Source organism: Cohnella cellulosilytica, from assembly GCF_042431195.1.
In the GTDB taxonomy this organism is placed as follows: Bacteria; Bacillota; Bacilli; order Paenibacillales; family Paenibacillaceae; genus Cohnella; species Cohnella cellulosilytica.
The window spans coordinates 16882-32074 of the sequence record NZ_JBHMDN010000042.1; the positions used below are offsets into that span (position 1 = coordinate 16882).

Genomic DNA, 15193 nt, shown 5'->3' on the forward strand with positions numbered 1-15193 from the left:
CCCGTTAACGGTCTGCCAGACCGCTATTCCCGCGATTCCACCCTATTCGGCCCGTTAACGTTCTGTCAGACCGTTATTTTTGGTTTAACTTATGTAGTTGCCAACTCCCGAGAAATAATGATACAATTTGTATCAAATGGATCGGCCAAGCCATCAGCAGAGGTCAGAAAGGGTCGGCAGCAGAGGTCCGCGAAGGTCGGCGAAGGTGGCAGAGGTCAGCAGAGGTCCGCGAAGGTCGGCGAAGGTGGCAGAGATCGGCAGAGGTCCGCGAAGGTCAGCAGAGGTCAGCAGAGGTCAGCGAAGGTCAGCGAAGGTCGGCAAAGGTGCAGAGGTTAGCAAAGGTCAGCGAAGATGGCAGAGAGCAGCGGAGATTATCGGTCGGATACGGGATAAGCAAAGGGGAGCAGGAACCATGCTGGCATTGTTCTATGGGTTCATGATGCTGTTGAGCGCTGTAATGACCGCATTCGAGGAAAAGCCCGTGCAGCCGGAAATACGGTCCCCGAACGGGCAAATCGTCTTCCGGCTGGAGGAACAGCCGGACGGGAAGTGGTGCTACGATCTGTATTACGGTGATATTCCGGTCCTGACGAATTCCCCGCTCGGGCTCGTTACGGATAAGGTCGATTTCAGCTCGGGCGCTAAGCTTGCCGAAGAGAGCCGCCGCCGCGTTCAAGAGACGTATCGGATTGGCGGCGCTCAGACCGAACCGCATTCCGTCCGGGCGAACGAATGGACGGTCGACTTCGTCAAGAATAACGAAGTCATGCAATTGCAAATCCGCGCTTACGACGACGGAATCGCTTTCCGGTACGTGCTTCCCGGGACGGGACGGCAGGTCGTCCTCGGCGAAGAGAGCGGATTCCGCCTGCCCTCGGACGCGATCGGGTGGCTTGCGGATTACGCGCCGCATTACGAAGCCACTTACGAGCCGCTTGCGATACGGGAAATCAACGAAGACTCGTATTTGATGCCGGCGCTGTTCTCGACCGAGGATCATCGCTTCTGGGCTCTGATCACGGAGGCGAGCGTTTTTAATTCCGGGGGCGGCTATCCCGCTTCGCAGCTGGTCGGAAGCCAGCGTCGGGACGGCTTGCTGAAGCTGGCGTTTCCCGAAGAGCAGAAGGGGCGCGCCGATGCCTCCGGTCCGCTCCGAACGCCTTGGCGTGCGGTCATCGTGGGCGATGGGCCGGGAACAATCGTGGAATCCAATCTCGTCTACAGCCTGAATCCGCCTCTTGCGCCCAAAGCGGACATCTCCTGGATCAGACCGGGGAGAGCGGTGTGGTCCTATTGGTCCGAGGATGTGGACGAGAAGCTCGAGGATCAGATGAGGTACGTGGATTTCGCCTCCCGGATGGGCTGGGAATACGTGACCGTCGATTCCAAATGGGAACAGTGGGAAATTCAATCGTTAATCCCGTACGCCGCGGGGAAAAACGTAGGCGTGATCATCTGGGTGCACTCCAGAGACCTGGACACGCAGGACAAGCTGGATCGTCTTCTCCCCGAATGGAAGAGCTGGGGCGTTGCGGGACTGAAGGTCGACTTTTTCGAAAACGACAATACGGAGACGATGAGAAGCTACGAACGAATCGCCCGCAAAGCGTTCGAGCAGGGCTTGATTTTGGATTTTCATGGAAGCACGAAGCCGGCGGGTGAAAATCGGACTTGGCCGAATATTCTCGCGCTGGAGGCGGTGAGGGGAGCGGAATGGCAGATCGAGGGCAAGCCGCAGGTGGCCACCCACGAGGCGACCGTTCCTTTCACGCGGGGCGTGGTCGGACCGATGGACTATACGCCGGTTACGCTGTCGCAAGCGGAAGGCATGACGACGTTTGCCAATCAGCTGGCTCTGTCGGTGCTGTTCGAATCCCATCTTCAGCATTTTGCTGATAACGTGAATGTGTATGCGCACTGGATCGGCCGCCATTTTCTGAAAGCCGTTCCCGCCGTCTGGGACGAGCTGCGGTTCGTGGAAGGCTACCCCGGGGAATACGTAACGCTGGCTCGGCGCAGCGGGGAGACCTGGTTTGTGGGCTCCGTCTCGACCGATGCCCGGGAAGCGGATATTCCATTGTCTTTTCTGGGGCCGGGACGTTATACGGCAACGATTTTTCAAGACGGGAACGAGGCTTGGAAAATCGACGTGAGCAGCCGGACGGTGACGAGGGAAGATACTTTGCGCATTCCGCTCGGAGAAAACGGAGGCCTGGCGATTCATCTGTCGCAAACTCCGCTGCAGCTTGAAGGCGAAGAGGGGGACACGTACGAGGCGGAAGGCGCAACGGCGATCAAGCTGGGGCAAACGACGGAGACGGTATGCACGGGATGCTCGGGTTACCGGAAAGTGGAGGCGGCCGCAGGCGGAGGCGTGCGGTTCTCCCGAATTTCCGCGCCGGCCCAAGGCATGCACAGAGTCGTGCTGCACTATGTGTCGGACGAGCCCGGCCGTTTGGGCATGCGCGTTAACCAAGGTCCGGTTCAGATCGTGGAGCTCCCTCCGTCCGGAATAGGGCTGGATAAGCCGGGCGTGCGCGAGCTGTTCGTGGAGCTGAGTCAAAACGCCAATTCCATTGAGTTCACCGCCTTGGATAACGAGGCTCCGGCGATCGACCGAATTCAAGTATCGCCTTCGAGAACGGGCGTCGAGAAGAGAACGGCTCTGGAAACGAGGCGCGCCTTCGACCGGATGAGGTTCGATCGTGACGGAACCTACGCGGTGACCGTCTACTACAAGAATCCGGGATTAACGGCCGGAGCCGTGCGAGCTTCCTGGGACGACGGTTCCGCGTTCGACGTCCTCCTGCCCGCGACGGGGCCCCTCGAGCCCGTCGGGAAGTCGGTGTTTACGGCGGAGCTGACGGCAGGGCTTCATCGTCTGGAACTGATCGGCGGGGCGAATTTCCCCGCTTCGATCGAGCGGATCGTATGGGCGCCCGTCTCCGCCAAATACGAAATGAAGGGGACTGACTCTTCGGCCGGGGAGGCGTCGCTGGAGGCAAGCGTGCCTTCGACGGCCGCGGGTGTGCGATTGCTGCGGCTCGTTTACCGGTCTGCGGTAGACGCCGAGGCTGCTTTGAGCGTTAACGGATCTCTCTCCGAACCGCTGCGGCTGTCCGCCACGCAAGGAGAAGCGGCCGAGGCGATCCGGTCCGTCGAGCTTGCGGAAGGAACGAATCGCCTACGTCTGTCCGCCGGCGCCGGGACGGAGCTGCTGCGGATGGAGCTCGTTCAATAATGCGGGGAGTGAGTGCCTTGATCGATACGCATTGCCACCTGCTGCCCATGTGCGACGACGGACCGGCCGAGTGGCAGACGTGCATGGAGATGGCGGGGAACGCCGCGGCCCAGGGCGTTCGCACGATAATCGCCACGCCTCACCATCGGAGAGCGCCCTATGACAATCCGCCGGAGAAAATCCGCGAGATCGTCGGGCGTTTCAACCAGATGGCCGAGAAGGAGAACCTTGCCGTTACCGTCCTGGAAGGGCAGGAATTTCATTGGGAGGGGAACGCGCCCTGGCACCGCGCCGTCGAGGGGCTGCAGACGCTCGGCTCGACCGGGTACGCGCTGCTCGAGCTTCCCCATCGGAGAACGCCGGCCTCTTTCAGAGAGGATTTGGCCGCCTTCCGGGCAAGGGGCTTGCACGTCGTCATCGCCCATCCGGAACGGCATCTTCCGTTCGTGCAGGATCCGCTTAAGCTGTATTCGTTTTTGCGCGAAGGCGCATATGCGCAGCTTACGGCCTCGTCGTTGACGGGGCATCACGGAAAAGCCGTGCAGGAGGCCGCCTGGACGATGGCCAGGAATGGCTGGGTTCATCTGTTGGCCTCGGATGCCCACAACCTGGGCTCTCGGCCGAACAGGCTGGAGGCGGCCTATGCGCTGGCCGCCGGCGAATTGGGCGACCGGCTGCCGGAGCTGTGGATGCGAAACGCGGAACGGCTCGTTCGGGACGAGGAGCTGCGAAGAGAGGAATTCGTTACTCGAAAGACCGGTGTGCGATGGTGGAATATTCGGATACCTTAACGCCAGTTTGGACGCTTTTGACGGTCGCGTTTTTATCGCGGCTGCCGGGCGTCTTTTTTCTATGGCCGAACGTACCGGTCTGGCAGAGGGAAAAGGAAATAGAGGTTGACATGATACAAATAGTAGCGTATTTTTAAGAGGTGAAGGTTACGAATTGTATCATAAATTGAGGAGGGCTATCATGACTAGCGCAACCATGACGAAACGCCGAGCCATCATTACCGTCGATAATCCCGTTTCCGTCCACGCGGAAGCTTACCGGACGCTGCGGACGAACGTTCAATGGTCATCCGTCGATCATCCGCTGCGAACGCTGCTGGTAACGTCCGCCGAGCAGGGGGCCGGCAAATCGACGACGGCGGTGAATTTGGCCGCCGCCTTTGCTTTGATGGGCAAAAAAACGGTAATCGTCGACGCGGACATGCGCAGACCGGCGCAGCATTGCTACTTCAACAAGACGAACCGCGCGGGGCTGTCGAACCTGCTGAAGGGACAATTCACGCTCAGGCAGACGGTCCAGGAAACCCATGTCGAAGGCTTAAGCCTGCTGCCTTCCGGCACGATTCCCCATAATCCGGCCGAGCTGCTGGCCGGGCAGCGAATGGACGAGCTTCTCGCCGAACTCAGGCAGGAGTACGAATTCGTCCTGCTCGACACGACGCCGGTACTGGCCGTTACGGACGCGCAGGTGCTCGGCGCGAAGGTCGACGGGGTGCTGTTCGTTCTCCAATGCCGTTCCACGAAGCGGGAATTGGCCAGGAAAGCGATCGCCCAGCTGGAATACATGCAGTCCAACGTGATCGGCACCGTGCTTAATCGCACGAAGAAAAAGAAGGCTTCCTACCGTTACGAGATGTAATTAAAAATAAGCTTGACATGATACAAAATGTAGCATAGATTAAAAGATGTGATGATACATTTCGTTTCATTAAGGCGATCGGAGGCTGATTATGGAGCCGGATATGAAAGAGTACTTGAGAATTCTGTTGAAAAGAGGGTGGTTGATTTGCGGAATCGTCCTCTTATGCTGCGGAGCCACTGCGGTCTACGATCGTCTCTACGCAAGCCCGGTCTACGAAGCGAGCATCAAGCTGATCGTGAACACCGCCAATCAAGTCGACGGTCTGATGCGCCCGGATTCCAATCTGATTACTTCCAATATCATGATGATCGACACGTACAAGGAAATTATCGCTACGCCGGTCATTATGCAGAAGGTCGCGGCAAAGCATCCCGAATACCGGCTGACAGCCGACGAGTTGATTCGCAAGACGCGCGTGCACTCTTCCTCGAGCTCGCAGGTGATGAGCATCGCTTACCGCGATGAATCGGCGGCTCGGGCGGTGACACTGGCGAATGAAATTGGCCGCGTCTTTCGGGACGAGATTCCTCAGATCATGAACGTAGACAACGTTACGATTCTGAGCGAATCGAACAATCCCTCCGGGCTCGTGCCGATTTCCCTGGGATTGACGTTTAAGCTTGCGCTGGCCTTCATTCTGTCGTTGATCGCGTCCGTGTCGGCCGTATTCCTGAAGGAATATATGGACGATACGCTCAAGGACGAGAAGGACGTTCGGCATTACCTGGACAAGCCGACGCTGGCCGAGATTTCCAAAATCAAGCGGTCCGAGCTCGGCAAGACGTCCCGCCCGGCTCCGGTGTCCGCCGGCGCTGCCGGAGACCCGCTGCCGATACGCTTCAAGCAGCAGATTTGACGGTTGTCCGGCTAACGGACGCCAATACCAGTCCCCGACCCGCTCGGGGCGGCAATGCCTGATCCGCCGTTATCTTGTCAGGCACTCGGTCAAGCTGTGGGCGGTTCTCCGCCTTAGACGTGAATCGTCGAGGGTTTGACGTGAGGAGGGGTTGGATGCCCCACTAATTACCGACTTATTGAACGCTCGCATATAGAAGGATCAGGAGCGGCTTTTTGAACGTTCCCGGTTAACGGCGCCCGGCGCCGTATCGCTTTGACTGAAATCTGCCTGTGGATTCGCGGCAAGAAGCCGATCTTGATCTTTTTATAATGATTAACTGCGAAAAGGCGGGGTTGACGTTGAGAAAGTGGAAAAAAGTGAAGAAGGCGATTATTCCGGCGGCCGGTCTCGGCACGCGCTTTTTGCCGGCGACCAAAGCCATGCCGAAGGAAATGCTTCCGATCATAGACAAGCCGACGATTCAGTACATCGTCGAGGAGGCCGTGCAGTCGGGCATCGAGGAGATCATTATCGTGACCGGCAAGGGAAAGCGCGCCATCGAGGATCATTTCGACAGTCATTTCGAGCTCGAGCATACGCTGTACGAGAAAAACAAGCTTCAGCTTCTGGAGGAGGTTCAGCGGTCCTCCAATCTGGTGGACATTCACTATATTCGCCAGAGAATGCCCCTCGGGCTCGGACACGCGATTTGGTGCGCCCGCAAATTTATCGGAAACGAGCCGTTCGCGGTGCTGCTCGGCGACGACATCGTTCAGGCGGATACGCCTTGTCTCCAGCAATTGATGCAGCAGTTCCAGCAGACGCAGAAATCGGTCGTTGGCGTTCAGCCGGTCCCGTACGAGGAGACGCACCGATACGGCATCGTCGTGCCGGAGCGGGGCGAGGGACGGCTGTCCCTCGTGTCCGAGGTCGTCGAGAAGCCGCCGCGAGGGACAGCTGCCTCCAATCTGGCCATACTCGGCCGCTATATTTTGACGCCGGACATCTTCGTGCTGCTGGACGAGCACGTCGTCGGAACCGGGGGAGAAATTCAATTGACCGATGCCATTCAGCGCCTGTCGAAGCTGGATCAGGTGTACGCCTATCATTTTCACGGACGTCGATACGACGTGGGAGAGAAGCTCGGCTTCATCCTGACGACATTGGACTTCGCCTTGCGCAACGATGAATTGAAATATCCGGTTCTGAAGGAAATGGAACAGCTGCTGCAGGCCGCTCAATCCTATCGACTATAATACGGATCTCCGAGGATGAAACGATCATGCCAAATTCAAAAGAAGCCAATATGGAAATCGCTTCGACTTCCTACGCGTCATACACTCCCTATACGCTCAGTCAGACCCGTACCGCCCGCTCCGCATACGATCGGGTCAAAAGGATCGTCGATCTCGTCCTGACCTCGGCCGCGCTTCCTTTGCTCGCGCCGTTTATGCTGCTGATCGCGCTCGCGGTCAAGCTGGAGGAGCCGTCCAGTCCGGCGCTGTACACCCAGACCCGGCTCGGCAAGGACGGCAAGCCGTTTCGGATCTACAAATTCCGGTCGATGATCGGCGGCGCGGAGAAGCAAATGGACCGCATCCGGCATCTGAACGAAGTGGAAGGCGCCATGTTCAAGATCAAGAACGATCCGCGAATTACGAGGACCGGCCGCTTCTTGCGCAAGACAAGCCTGGACGAGCTGCCCCAGCTGTTCAACGTGCTGCGGGGAGACATGAGCCTGGTCGGACCGCGTCCGCCGCTGCCGGAGGAGGTCGAGCGGTATACCGGGTACGATCTCCTGCGTCTGCAGGTCAAGCCGGGCTGTACCGGATTGTGGCAGGTGAGCGGGAGGAACCGTCTTCATTTCGCGGAGATGGTGGAGATGGATCTCGATTATATCGAACGCCGTTCGGTCTGGCTGGACTTCAAGCTGATCCTAAAAACGGTGGTCGTTATGTTCAAGGCTAAAGACGCTTATTAAGGAGGCTGCGGGATGGAGCGAGACGCCAAAATATTCGTGGCGGGACATCGGGGCCTGGTCGGTTCCGCCATCGAGCGGAACCTGATCTCCCGAGGCTTCCGACGCATCGTGACGCGGACGCGAAGCCAGCTCGACTTAAGAGACGGGCACGCGGTAGCGGAGTTTTTCCGGCAAGAGCGGTTCGATTACGTCTTTCTGGCGGCGGCCAAGGTCGGCGGCATTGCGGCGAATCGGGACAGTCCGGGAGAATTTATCCGCGACAACCTCTGCATTCAGACGAACGTCGTCGACGCGGCTTACCGGACGCTCGTGAAGAGGCTGCTGTTTCTCGGAAGCAGCTGCATCTACCCGAAGCTGGCTCCGCAGCCGCTGAAGGAGGAATATTTGCTGACGGGCGAATTGGAGCCGACGAACGAGGCGTACGCGATCGCCAAAATCGCCGGAATCAAAATGTGCCAGGCGTACAACCGCCAATTCGGCACGAGCTTCCTCTCGGCGATGCCGACGAATTTGTACGGTCCGCACGACAACTTCGACCCCCACACCTCGCACGTGCTGCCCGCCCTGATTCGCAAAATGCACGAAGCCAAGGAGCAGAGTTCTCCGTTCGTCGAGGTTTGGGGCTCCGGTCGGCCGAGGCGCGAATTTCTGCATGCCGACGATCTGGCGGACGCCTGCGTGCATCTGATGGAATCGTACCCGGAAGACGACATCGTCAATATCGGCATGGGCGAGGATTTGACGATCAGGGAGCTGGCGGAGCTCGTGAAAGCCGTCGTCGGCTATTCGGGCGAGCTGCGCTTTAATCCAGACATGCCCGACGGGACTCCGCGCAAGCTGCTGGATTGCTCCAGGATGGAGCGTCTGGGATGGCGGGCGAAAATATCGCTGCGGGACGGCCTTGCGGGCACCTATCGATGGTTTCTGGAAAATATCGCCGCCAAATCGGAAGAAAGAAGGATTCTATCGTGAAGAGAGCGCTTATAACGGGCATTACCGGACAAGACGGATCTTATTTGGCGGAGCTGCTGCTGGAGAAGGGGTATCGGGTGTACGGGCTGCGAAGAAGAACGAGCACGCCCAATCTGGAAAATATCGAGCCTATACTCGGCGACATCGAGCTGCTCGAGGGGGATCTGACGGACTTGAGCTCGCTCATTCGGGCCGTCCGCGTCTCCGATCCGGACGAGGTCTACAATCTGGCCGCCCAGTCCTATGTCGGCACCTCGTGGCCGCAGCCGCTGCTGACGAGCGACTTGACGGCGCTCGGCGCGACCAACCTGCTCGAGGCGGTCCGGCTGACGAAGCCGGAGATTCGATACTATCAAGCGTCGAGCAGCGAAATGTTCGGCAAGGTCGCGGAATGTCCGCAGCGGGAGACGACGCCCTTCTATCCGCGAAGTCCGTACGGCGTCTCGAAGGTGTACGCGCATTGGATGACGGTGAATTACCGCGAAAGCTACGATATGTTCGCTTGTTCGGGCATTCTGTTCAATCACGAATCGCCGCGGCGCGGAATCGAATTCGTCACCCGCAAGGTGACCGACGGGGTGGCCCGAATCGCCAGCGGCCTGCAGTCCGAGTTAAAGATGGGCAACCTGGACGCGCTGAGAGATTGGGGCTATGCCGGAGATTACGTCGAGGCGATGTGGATGATGCTGCAGCAGGATAAACCCGAGGATTACGTCATCGCCACCGGCGAGACGCATTCCGTCCGCGAGCTGCTGGAAATCGCCTTCTCGTACGCCGGGCTCGATTACCGCGACTTCGTCGTCCAGGACAAGTCACTCTGCCGGCCGGCCGAGGTGGACATTTTGCTGGGAGATTGCGCCAAGGCCAGAACGAAGCTGGGCTGGAGACCGAAGGTCGATTTCGAGAGCCTGATCGCCATGATGGTCGAAGCCGACCTGGAAAGAGTTCAATTCATTCAATCGAAGGGATATCGGCGCTATGAAAATCGCGTTTATGATTACTTCCCTGCAGTACGGGGGGGCTGAGAAAATCGTTCTCGACCTGATCGGGCGCTTCCGCGGCTTGGCCATCGAATGCTGGCTGATCGCGATCTACGAATCCAGGGATCGGGTCAAGCGCGATCGGCTTGCGGAGACGCTTGAGCTTCAAGGAATTCGGCTGGTCGAGCTGAACAAGCGGCCCGGGGAAGGGACTTTCCGATCGATGGCCCGGCTGAAGCGGGTTCTGCGGGATATCGCTCCCGACATCGTCAACGCCCACGGGCCGGTGCCGAACATGTACGCCGGAATCGCCAATCTCTGGGGACGCAAAGTCCCTACGATGACGACGGTGCATAACGGTACGGACGACTGGCCGGACTGGAAGAGCAGAACGCTGGAGCGATTGAGCCTGCTCGGAGTGACCAAAGTCGTCTGCGTCGCCCAGCACGTCGCGGAAGCGTACCGTTCGAAATACCCGCGGTCGGCTTCCAAAACCGCGATCATCGAAAACGGCATCGATCCGCAGCGATATGCGCCGTCGTCTCCCGCGGAGCGGGCGAAATGGCGGGAAGCGCTGGGCTGCCCCGCCGATACCGCTCTGCTCATTCACGTCGGCAGGATGGTGCCGCTCAAAAACCAGCATTTCCTCGTGGAAGTGGCCGAACGCTTAAGAAGCCGGGGCGCGAAGTTCATGCTGCTGCTGGTAGGCAATTTCGAGGATGTCCGCTACGTTCGGGAAGTCCGCCGATTGACGGAGGAGCACGGCCTGGCCGAACAGGTCCGGCTGCTCGGCCCCCGCGAGAACGTCGGAGACTTGCTGGGCGCCGCGGACGTCTTCCTGTTTCCTTCGGAGGTCGAGGCGTTCGGTCTGGCACTGCTCGAAGCGATGTGCTGCGGACTTCCCGCGGTCTGCTCCGACATCCCGTCCAATCGCAAGCTCTCCGAGGCCGGCGCGCGCAACCGAATTCTCGCCAGGAACGCCGAGCTGTGGGCAGAGCAGATCGAGCAATTGATCGAAGCCCGTTCCGATCGCAGGCGCCAGGGACCGAATCCGTACTGGACGCTGGAGAGAATGGCGGGAGATTATCTCAAGCTGTACGGGCAATCCGGGAGACGTCTTCCGGCTTTGGGAGGAGGGACGGGATGAACGTACTGTACGTGACGAATATTCCCTCGCCTTACCGGATCGATTTCTTTAACGAGCTCGCCCGAAGCTGCAGCCTGACCGTCTGGTTCCAAGCCCCCACCGAAGCCAATCGGCAGTGGGAGGTGCGGCTGGACCGGGCGAGCTTCGCTTACAAATTTCTGCCGGGAATGACGTTCGGCCTGGACAAGCACTTCAACTGGACGGTGCGCAAGGAGCTTCGCGAATCGAAATTCGACGTCTACGTTCTGGGATGCTACAGCTCTCCTACGGAGATGACCGTCATTCGGTGGCTGAAGTCCAGGAAGCGGCCGTTCCTGCTGAATACGGACGGGGGCTTCCCCGGGCACGAGAATCGAATCAAGCATTGGCTGAAAAGGAGCTTCATCTCGGCGGCGGACGGCTGGTTATCCTCGGGAAGGAACGGCACCGCCTATTTGCTCCATTACGGGGCGAAGAGCGGCCGGATCTGGGAATATCCCTTCTCCTCGTCCGCGTATACGGAGGAACAGCTGCGTCCGTATTCGCGGGAGGAGAAGGAGCAGTTCAAGCGGCGTCACGGACTGAAGGAGCGCGTGCTTCTGTCCGTCGGGCAGTTCATCGAACGCAAGGGCTTCGAGGATTTGTTGACGGCGTACAGCTCGCTCGATAATGGCAAAACCTCGCTCGTGCTGATCGGCGGAGGGCCGCTGAAGGAGCGCTACGAGCGAACGATTCGCGACAAGCGGCTGAGGAACGTCCAGCTTCTCGAATTTATGGACGCCGAGACGCTTACGTCGTTCTACCGAAGCGCCGACGTCTTCGTCATGCCCACCCGCTACGACATATGGGGACTCGTCCTGAACGAAGCGCTGGCCTTCGGACTGCCGATCGTGACGACACGCGGCGCAGGGGCGGCTTACAGCCTCGTCGAGCACGGCGTCAACGGCTTCGTGACCGCGGTCGGAGACGTGGCCGGCATCGCGCGCGGCTGCAGGGCGCTGCTGCGGGACGAAAGCCTGCGCGAACGTTTCGGGCAGGCCGCGCGGAACAAGGCGGAAGGCTATACCGTCGCTCGCATGGCCGAGCGGCATTTGGAAATCTTCGAGACGATGCTGGAGCAACGCCAACTCTACGGGCCGAAGGTGATGTCATGATTCCGATCTTATATATCCAGCCCTATGCAAGCCGGGTCGGCGGCGTGGATACGGTGCTGCTGGAGCTGGTCGCCGGCCTCGACAAGTCCCGCTTTCGGCCCTTCGTCGTGCTGCCCGGACCGAGTCCGTACGCGGAGAAATATCAGGCTATAGGGGCGGAGGTGAGATTCGCCCCCGTCGCGGTGTTCGGCAAGCCGCGGGGCTGGTCGTACTATTTCGTTAATCTGGCCCGGCTGATCGCCAGCGTGCGCGCGCTTCGCGCCATCGTCCGCAAGGAGAAGATCGCGCTCATTCACTCCCACAAGATGGAGGCGATGGGCGGCAATCTGCTCGGCAAATGGATGGGCATCCCGACCGTTCAGACGGTTCACGAGCTGCCCCGGCGGCCGCTGCTCGCCTATAAATTCATGGCCTGGCTGAATCATCTGTTTAACGATCTGGTCATCGTGCTGTGCGACCAGAGCGCGTCCATGTTCGAATGGCGCAGCCGGAAATCCGCCAAAGTCCGCAAAATCTACAATGGAATTCGGCTGCGGGAGTCTGCCGGCTCCGCCGCCGAAGCCGCCGAAGTCCCCGGCTCCTCCCCCATTCGCCAGGCGCTCGGGATCGGGCCGGAGGAGAAGCTGGTTGTGACGGTCGCCCGGCTGGCGCCGATGAAGGGCATCGAATATTTGATCGATGCCGCCCGGCTGCTTCTCGACGAGCGCAAGGACGTCAAGTTCGTTATCGTCGGAGACGTCGCCTTCGAGGAGGACCTCCCGTACAAGGAGCGATTGCTGAACAGGGCCGCCTCCCTGGGGCTGTCCGGCTCCGTTCATTTCCTGGGCCTGCGGAGGGACGTCGACCGCATTCTCGCCGAAGCGGACGCGTTCGCGCTGCCTTCCGTCTACGATATTTTCCCGACCGTCATTCTGGAGGCGATGAACGCGGGCTTGCCGGTCGTCGCGACCGACGTGGGCGGCGTGCCGGAGATGGTGCGCGGAGAATACGGCCTGCTCGTTCCGCCGGCGGACCCGCTCAAGCTTAAGGACGCTTTGAACGAGCTGCTCCGGCTCGACTGCAAGGCGATGGGCCGGGCTGCCCAGGAGACGCTGAGAGCGGAGTTCACAAGGGAAATCTACGTCGACAAGACGGTGCGGCTATATGAAGAGCTGCTGCGTCCGGGTCTGCTGGGAGGCCGCGCATGAAGAAGCTCGTATTCGTCATTAATTATTTCTATCCGGACGTCGCCTCGACGGGCCAGCTGATGACGGAGCTGTGCCGGGAGCTGCAGCGGGACTATCGCATTACGGTGATCGCGGCCGATTCGGGGGGAGAGCAAGGAGCCGACGCTCCTCGCTTCCGGGAAGAGCGGCTGGAGCAAATCCGGATCGTGCGGATCAAGCTGGCCGAACCGAACAAGCGGAGCAAATGGAGCCGGCTTCGCTACGTCGCCGGCTATTTCCTGTTCGCGCTCGCGGCGCTGCTGAGGGAGCGGGACGTCGATCTGATCTATACGATCTCGACGCCGCCCGTGCTCGGGGGCTTGATCGGCGCGATCGGAAAGCGCTTGAAAGGCTGCGCCCACCTGTACAACATCCAGGATTTCAACCCGGAGCAGGCCGAGGCGATCGGTTATGCCCGCAGCAAGCGGCTGTACGGAATCGCTCGCCGCATCGACAATCTGACCTGCCGCGGCGCGGATCATGTCGTGCTGGTCGGCAGAGACATGCGGGAGACGTTGATCCGCCGGCTGAAGGGCGGCCGGGTGCCCGCGCATTCGGTCATTCCCAATTGGACCGACGAGCGGGACATCGTGCCGCTGGACCGCGGGCATCCGGAGGTGGAACGCTTTCGCCGAGGCCACGGAATGGACGGAAAATTCGTCGTGATGTACTCCGGCAATATCGGACTCTATTACGATCTGGAAAATTTGCTGGAAGCGATCGGGCCTTTCCGCGAACGAACGGACCTGCTGTTCGTCTTCATCGGAGACGGGGCGGTGAAACCGGCATTGGAACGTTTCGCGAAGGAGCGCGGGATGGACAACGTGCGGTTTCTTCCGTTTCAGCCGAAGGCCGCTCTTAAGATTACGCTCGGCTCGGCCGACGTCCATCTGGTCGTCAGCCGAAAAGGGATCAAGGGCGTATCCGTTCCGAGTAAAATCTACGGCGTGCTGGCCGCGGGCAAGCCGGTGCTGGGCGTGCTGGAGAGCGGAAGCGAAGCCGAAAGAATCGTCGTCGAGGGCCGCTGCGGATTCGTCGTCGAGCCCGGCAGCTATGCCGAGTTCGTGCGGACGCTGGAGAGAATGGCGGCTCTGTCCGCCGCCCGGCTGGAACGAATGGGGAGAAGCGGAAGGGAGCATTTGGAGAAGTTTTTGAAAAAAAGCGATTCCGTCGCAAGCTACGGCCGCCTTCTGGACGGCTTGCTAAACCAAAAAAGGAGTTTTCAGGATGAAGGTTTCGGTCATCGTCGCGACCAAGGACAGAGCGGAGGAATTGATCCGATTCCTGGAATCGCTGCGGATTCAAGCGTTCCCCCCGGATGAACTGATCGTCGTGGACGGCTCCGAAGCGCCGGACGATCCGCGGCTGAAGCCCGTGCTGGATTCCCTGCCCTGGCGCGTTGTCTACGTTCGTACCGAACGCAAGGGCGTTACGGTTCAACGGAACATCGGCTTGGGCGCCCTGCGTCCTTCCGCGGAGCTGATCGGCTTTTTCGACGACGACGTCGTGCTGGAAGCGGGTTATCTCCGGATGATCGTCGAGGCGTTCGCTCGGGACAAGGGCAAGCGCATCGGGGGGATGAACGGCTTTCCGCTGGTCGACGGGAACCGCAGGAATCCGCGCAACCCGGTATACGGGCTGATCGACGTCCCCGATTTGTACGGCTGCAATATGGTCTATCGGGCGGAAGCGGTCGGCCATCTGCGCTTCGACGAGAATTTGGCCCTGTACGGCTGGATGGAGGATTGGGATTTCTCCAGGAGGGTGGCCCGCGACCGTCGTCTCGTCTGCTGCAATCAAGCGTATTTCTATCATTTGCAAAGCCCGAAGGCGAGAGTGAACGGCCGGAAATTCGGCTATATGCAGATCGCCAACCGCAATTATTTATATAAGAAGCATCGCGTCTTCGACCGAAGAGAGTACGTGTTCTACGCGGGCGTTCTGCTGAAGAACCTGGCCCGGTCTTACCGGAAAACCTATCGGGAGCGCTGTCTGGGCAATCTCCGGGCGCTGCGCGAAATTTTTCACGAAGGGGGATGAATC

Annotated in this window: 13 protein-coding genes; all 13 read left to right on the forward strand. The window is 59.6% G+C overall.

Annotated features, from left to right (window positions below; genetic code table 11):
• Window positions 1-412: 412 nt before the first annotated feature.
• The 13 genes from ACFFT4_RS26550 (at window position 413) to ACFFT4_RS26610 (ending at window position 15190) form a co-directional block, all read left to right on the forward strand.
• Entirely contained in the window at window positions 413-3241 is a 2829-nt protein-coding gene (locus ACFFT4_RS26550) for a glycoside hydrolase family 97 N-terminal domain-containing protein (RefSeq protein ID WP_378052049.1), read from the forward strand.
• Between the two features lie 17 nt (window positions 3242-3258).
• Window positions 3259-4032 (forward strand): tyrosine-protein phosphatase, encoded by a 774-nt coding sequence (locus ACFFT4_RS26555; protein WP_378052050.1) that lies wholly within the window; start codon window positions 3259-3261, stop codon window positions 4030-4032.
• A 181-nt stretch (window positions 4033-4213) separates the two neighbouring features.
• On the forward strand, window positions 4214-4891 hold the full coding sequence (locus tag ACFFT4_RS26560) for a CpsD/CapB family tyrosine-protein kinase (protein ID WP_378052051.1): 678 nt from the start codon (window positions 4214-4216) through the stop codon (window positions 4889-4891).
• Between the two features lie 91 nt (window positions 4892-4982).
• Entirely contained in the window at window positions 4983-5750 is a 768-nt protein-coding gene (locus ACFFT4_RS26565) for a YveK family protein (protein ID WP_378052053.1), read from the forward strand.
• Window positions 5751-6091: 341 nt separating this feature from the next.
• Window positions 6092-6988 (forward strand): UTP--glucose-1-phosphate uridylyltransferase GalU, encoded by an 897-nt coding sequence (gene galU / locus ACFFT4_RS26570; RefSeq protein ID WP_378052054.1) that lies wholly within the window; start codon window positions 6092-6094, stop codon window positions 6986-6988.
• A 26-nt stretch (window positions 6989-7014) separates the two neighbouring features.
• Entirely contained in the window at window positions 7015-7713 is a 699-nt protein-coding gene (locus ACFFT4_RS26575) for a sugar transferase (RefSeq protein WP_378052055.1), read from the forward strand.
• 12 nt (window positions 7714-7725) lie between these two features.
• On the forward strand, window positions 7726-8685 hold the full coding sequence (locus ACFFT4_RS26580) for a GDP-L-fucose synthase family protein (RefSeq protein WP_378052056.1): 960 nt from the start codon (window positions 7726-7728) through the stop codon (window positions 8683-8685).
• Window positions 8682-9710 carry a GDP-mannose 4,6-dehydratase gene (gene gmd, locus ACFFT4_RS26585; protein WP_378052058.1) on the forward strand — a complete coding sequence of 343 codons (1029 nt, stop codon included), beginning with the start codon at window positions 8682-8684 and terminating at the stop codon, window positions 9708-9710. Before ACFFT4_RS26580 ends, gmd begins: the two co-directional genes overlap by 4 nt.
• On the forward strand, window positions 9664-10812 hold the full coding sequence (locus tag ACFFT4_RS26590) for a glycosyltransferase (protein WP_378052059.1): 1149 nt from the start codon (window positions 9664-9666) through the stop codon (window positions 10810-10812). Before gmd ends, ACFFT4_RS26590 begins: the two co-directional genes overlap by 47 nt.
• Window positions 10809-11945, forward strand: a complete 1137-nt coding sequence (locus ACFFT4_RS26595) for a glycosyltransferase family 4 protein (RefSeq protein WP_378052061.1) — start codon at window positions 10809-10811, stop codon at window positions 11943-11945. Before ACFFT4_RS26590 ends, ACFFT4_RS26595 begins: the two co-directional genes overlap by 4 nt.
• Window positions 11942-13132 carry a glycosyltransferase family 4 protein gene (locus tag ACFFT4_RS26600; RefSeq protein WP_378052062.1) on the forward strand — a complete coding sequence of 397 codons (1191 nt, stop codon included), beginning with the start codon at window positions 11942-11944 and terminating at the stop codon, window positions 13130-13132. Before ACFFT4_RS26595 ends, ACFFT4_RS26600 begins: the two co-directional genes overlap by 4 nt.
• Window positions 13129-14472, forward strand: coding sequence for a glycosyltransferase family 4 protein (locus ACFFT4_RS26605; protein WP_378052063.1), 1344 nt, complete (start codon window positions 13129-13131; stop codon window positions 14470-14472). Before ACFFT4_RS26600 ends, ACFFT4_RS26605 begins: the two co-directional genes overlap by 4 nt.
• Window positions 14378-15190, forward strand: a complete 813-nt coding sequence (locus ACFFT4_RS26610) for a glycosyltransferase family 2 protein (protein ID WP_378052065.1) — start codon at window positions 14378-14380, stop codon at window positions 15188-15190. Before ACFFT4_RS26605 ends, ACFFT4_RS26610 begins: the two co-directional genes overlap by 95 nt.
• The last annotated feature ends 3 nt before the right edge of the window (window positions 15191-15193 follow it).

Coding starts and splice junctions, on each gene's coding strand:
- ACFFT4_RS26595 (WP_378052061.1), top strand. CDS start 10,809: ATGAACGTACTGTACGTGACGAATATTCCCTCGCCTTACCGGATCGAT.
- ACFFT4_RS26580 (WP_378052056.1), top strand. CDS start 7,726: ATGGAGCGAGACGCCAAAATATTCGTGGCGGGACATCGGGGCCTGGTC.
- ACFFT4_RS26590 (WP_378052059.1), top strand. CDS start 9,664: ATGAAAATCGCGTTTATGATTACTTCCCTGCAGTACGGGGGGGCTGAG.
- ACFFT4_RS26560 (WP_378052051.1), top strand. CDS start 4,214: ATGACTAGCGCAACCATGACGAAACGCCGAGCCATCATTACCGTCGAT.
- ACFFT4_RS26575 (WP_378052055.1), top strand. CDS start 7,015: ATGCCAAATTCAAAAGAAGCCAATATGGAAATCGCTTCGACTTCCTAC.
- ACFFT4_RS26565 (WP_378052053.1), top strand. CDS start 4,983: ATGGAGCCGGATATGAAAGAGTACTTGAGAATTCTGTTGAAAAGAGGG.
- ACFFT4_RS26605 (WP_378052063.1), top strand. CDS start 13,129: ATGAAGAAGCTCGTATTCGTCATTAATTATTTCTATCCGGACGTCGCC.
- ACFFT4_RS26600 (WP_378052062.1), top strand. CDS start 11,942: ATGATTCCGATCTTATATATCCAGCCCTATGCAAGCCGGGTCGGCGGC.
- ACFFT4_RS26610 (WP_378052065.1), top strand. CDS start 14,378: ATGAAGGTTTCGGTCATCGTCGCGACCAAGGACAGAGCGGAGGAATTG.
- ACFFT4_RS26550 (WP_378052049.1), top strand. CDS start 413: ATGCTGGCATTGTTCTATGGGTTCATGATGCTGTTGAGCGCTGTAATG.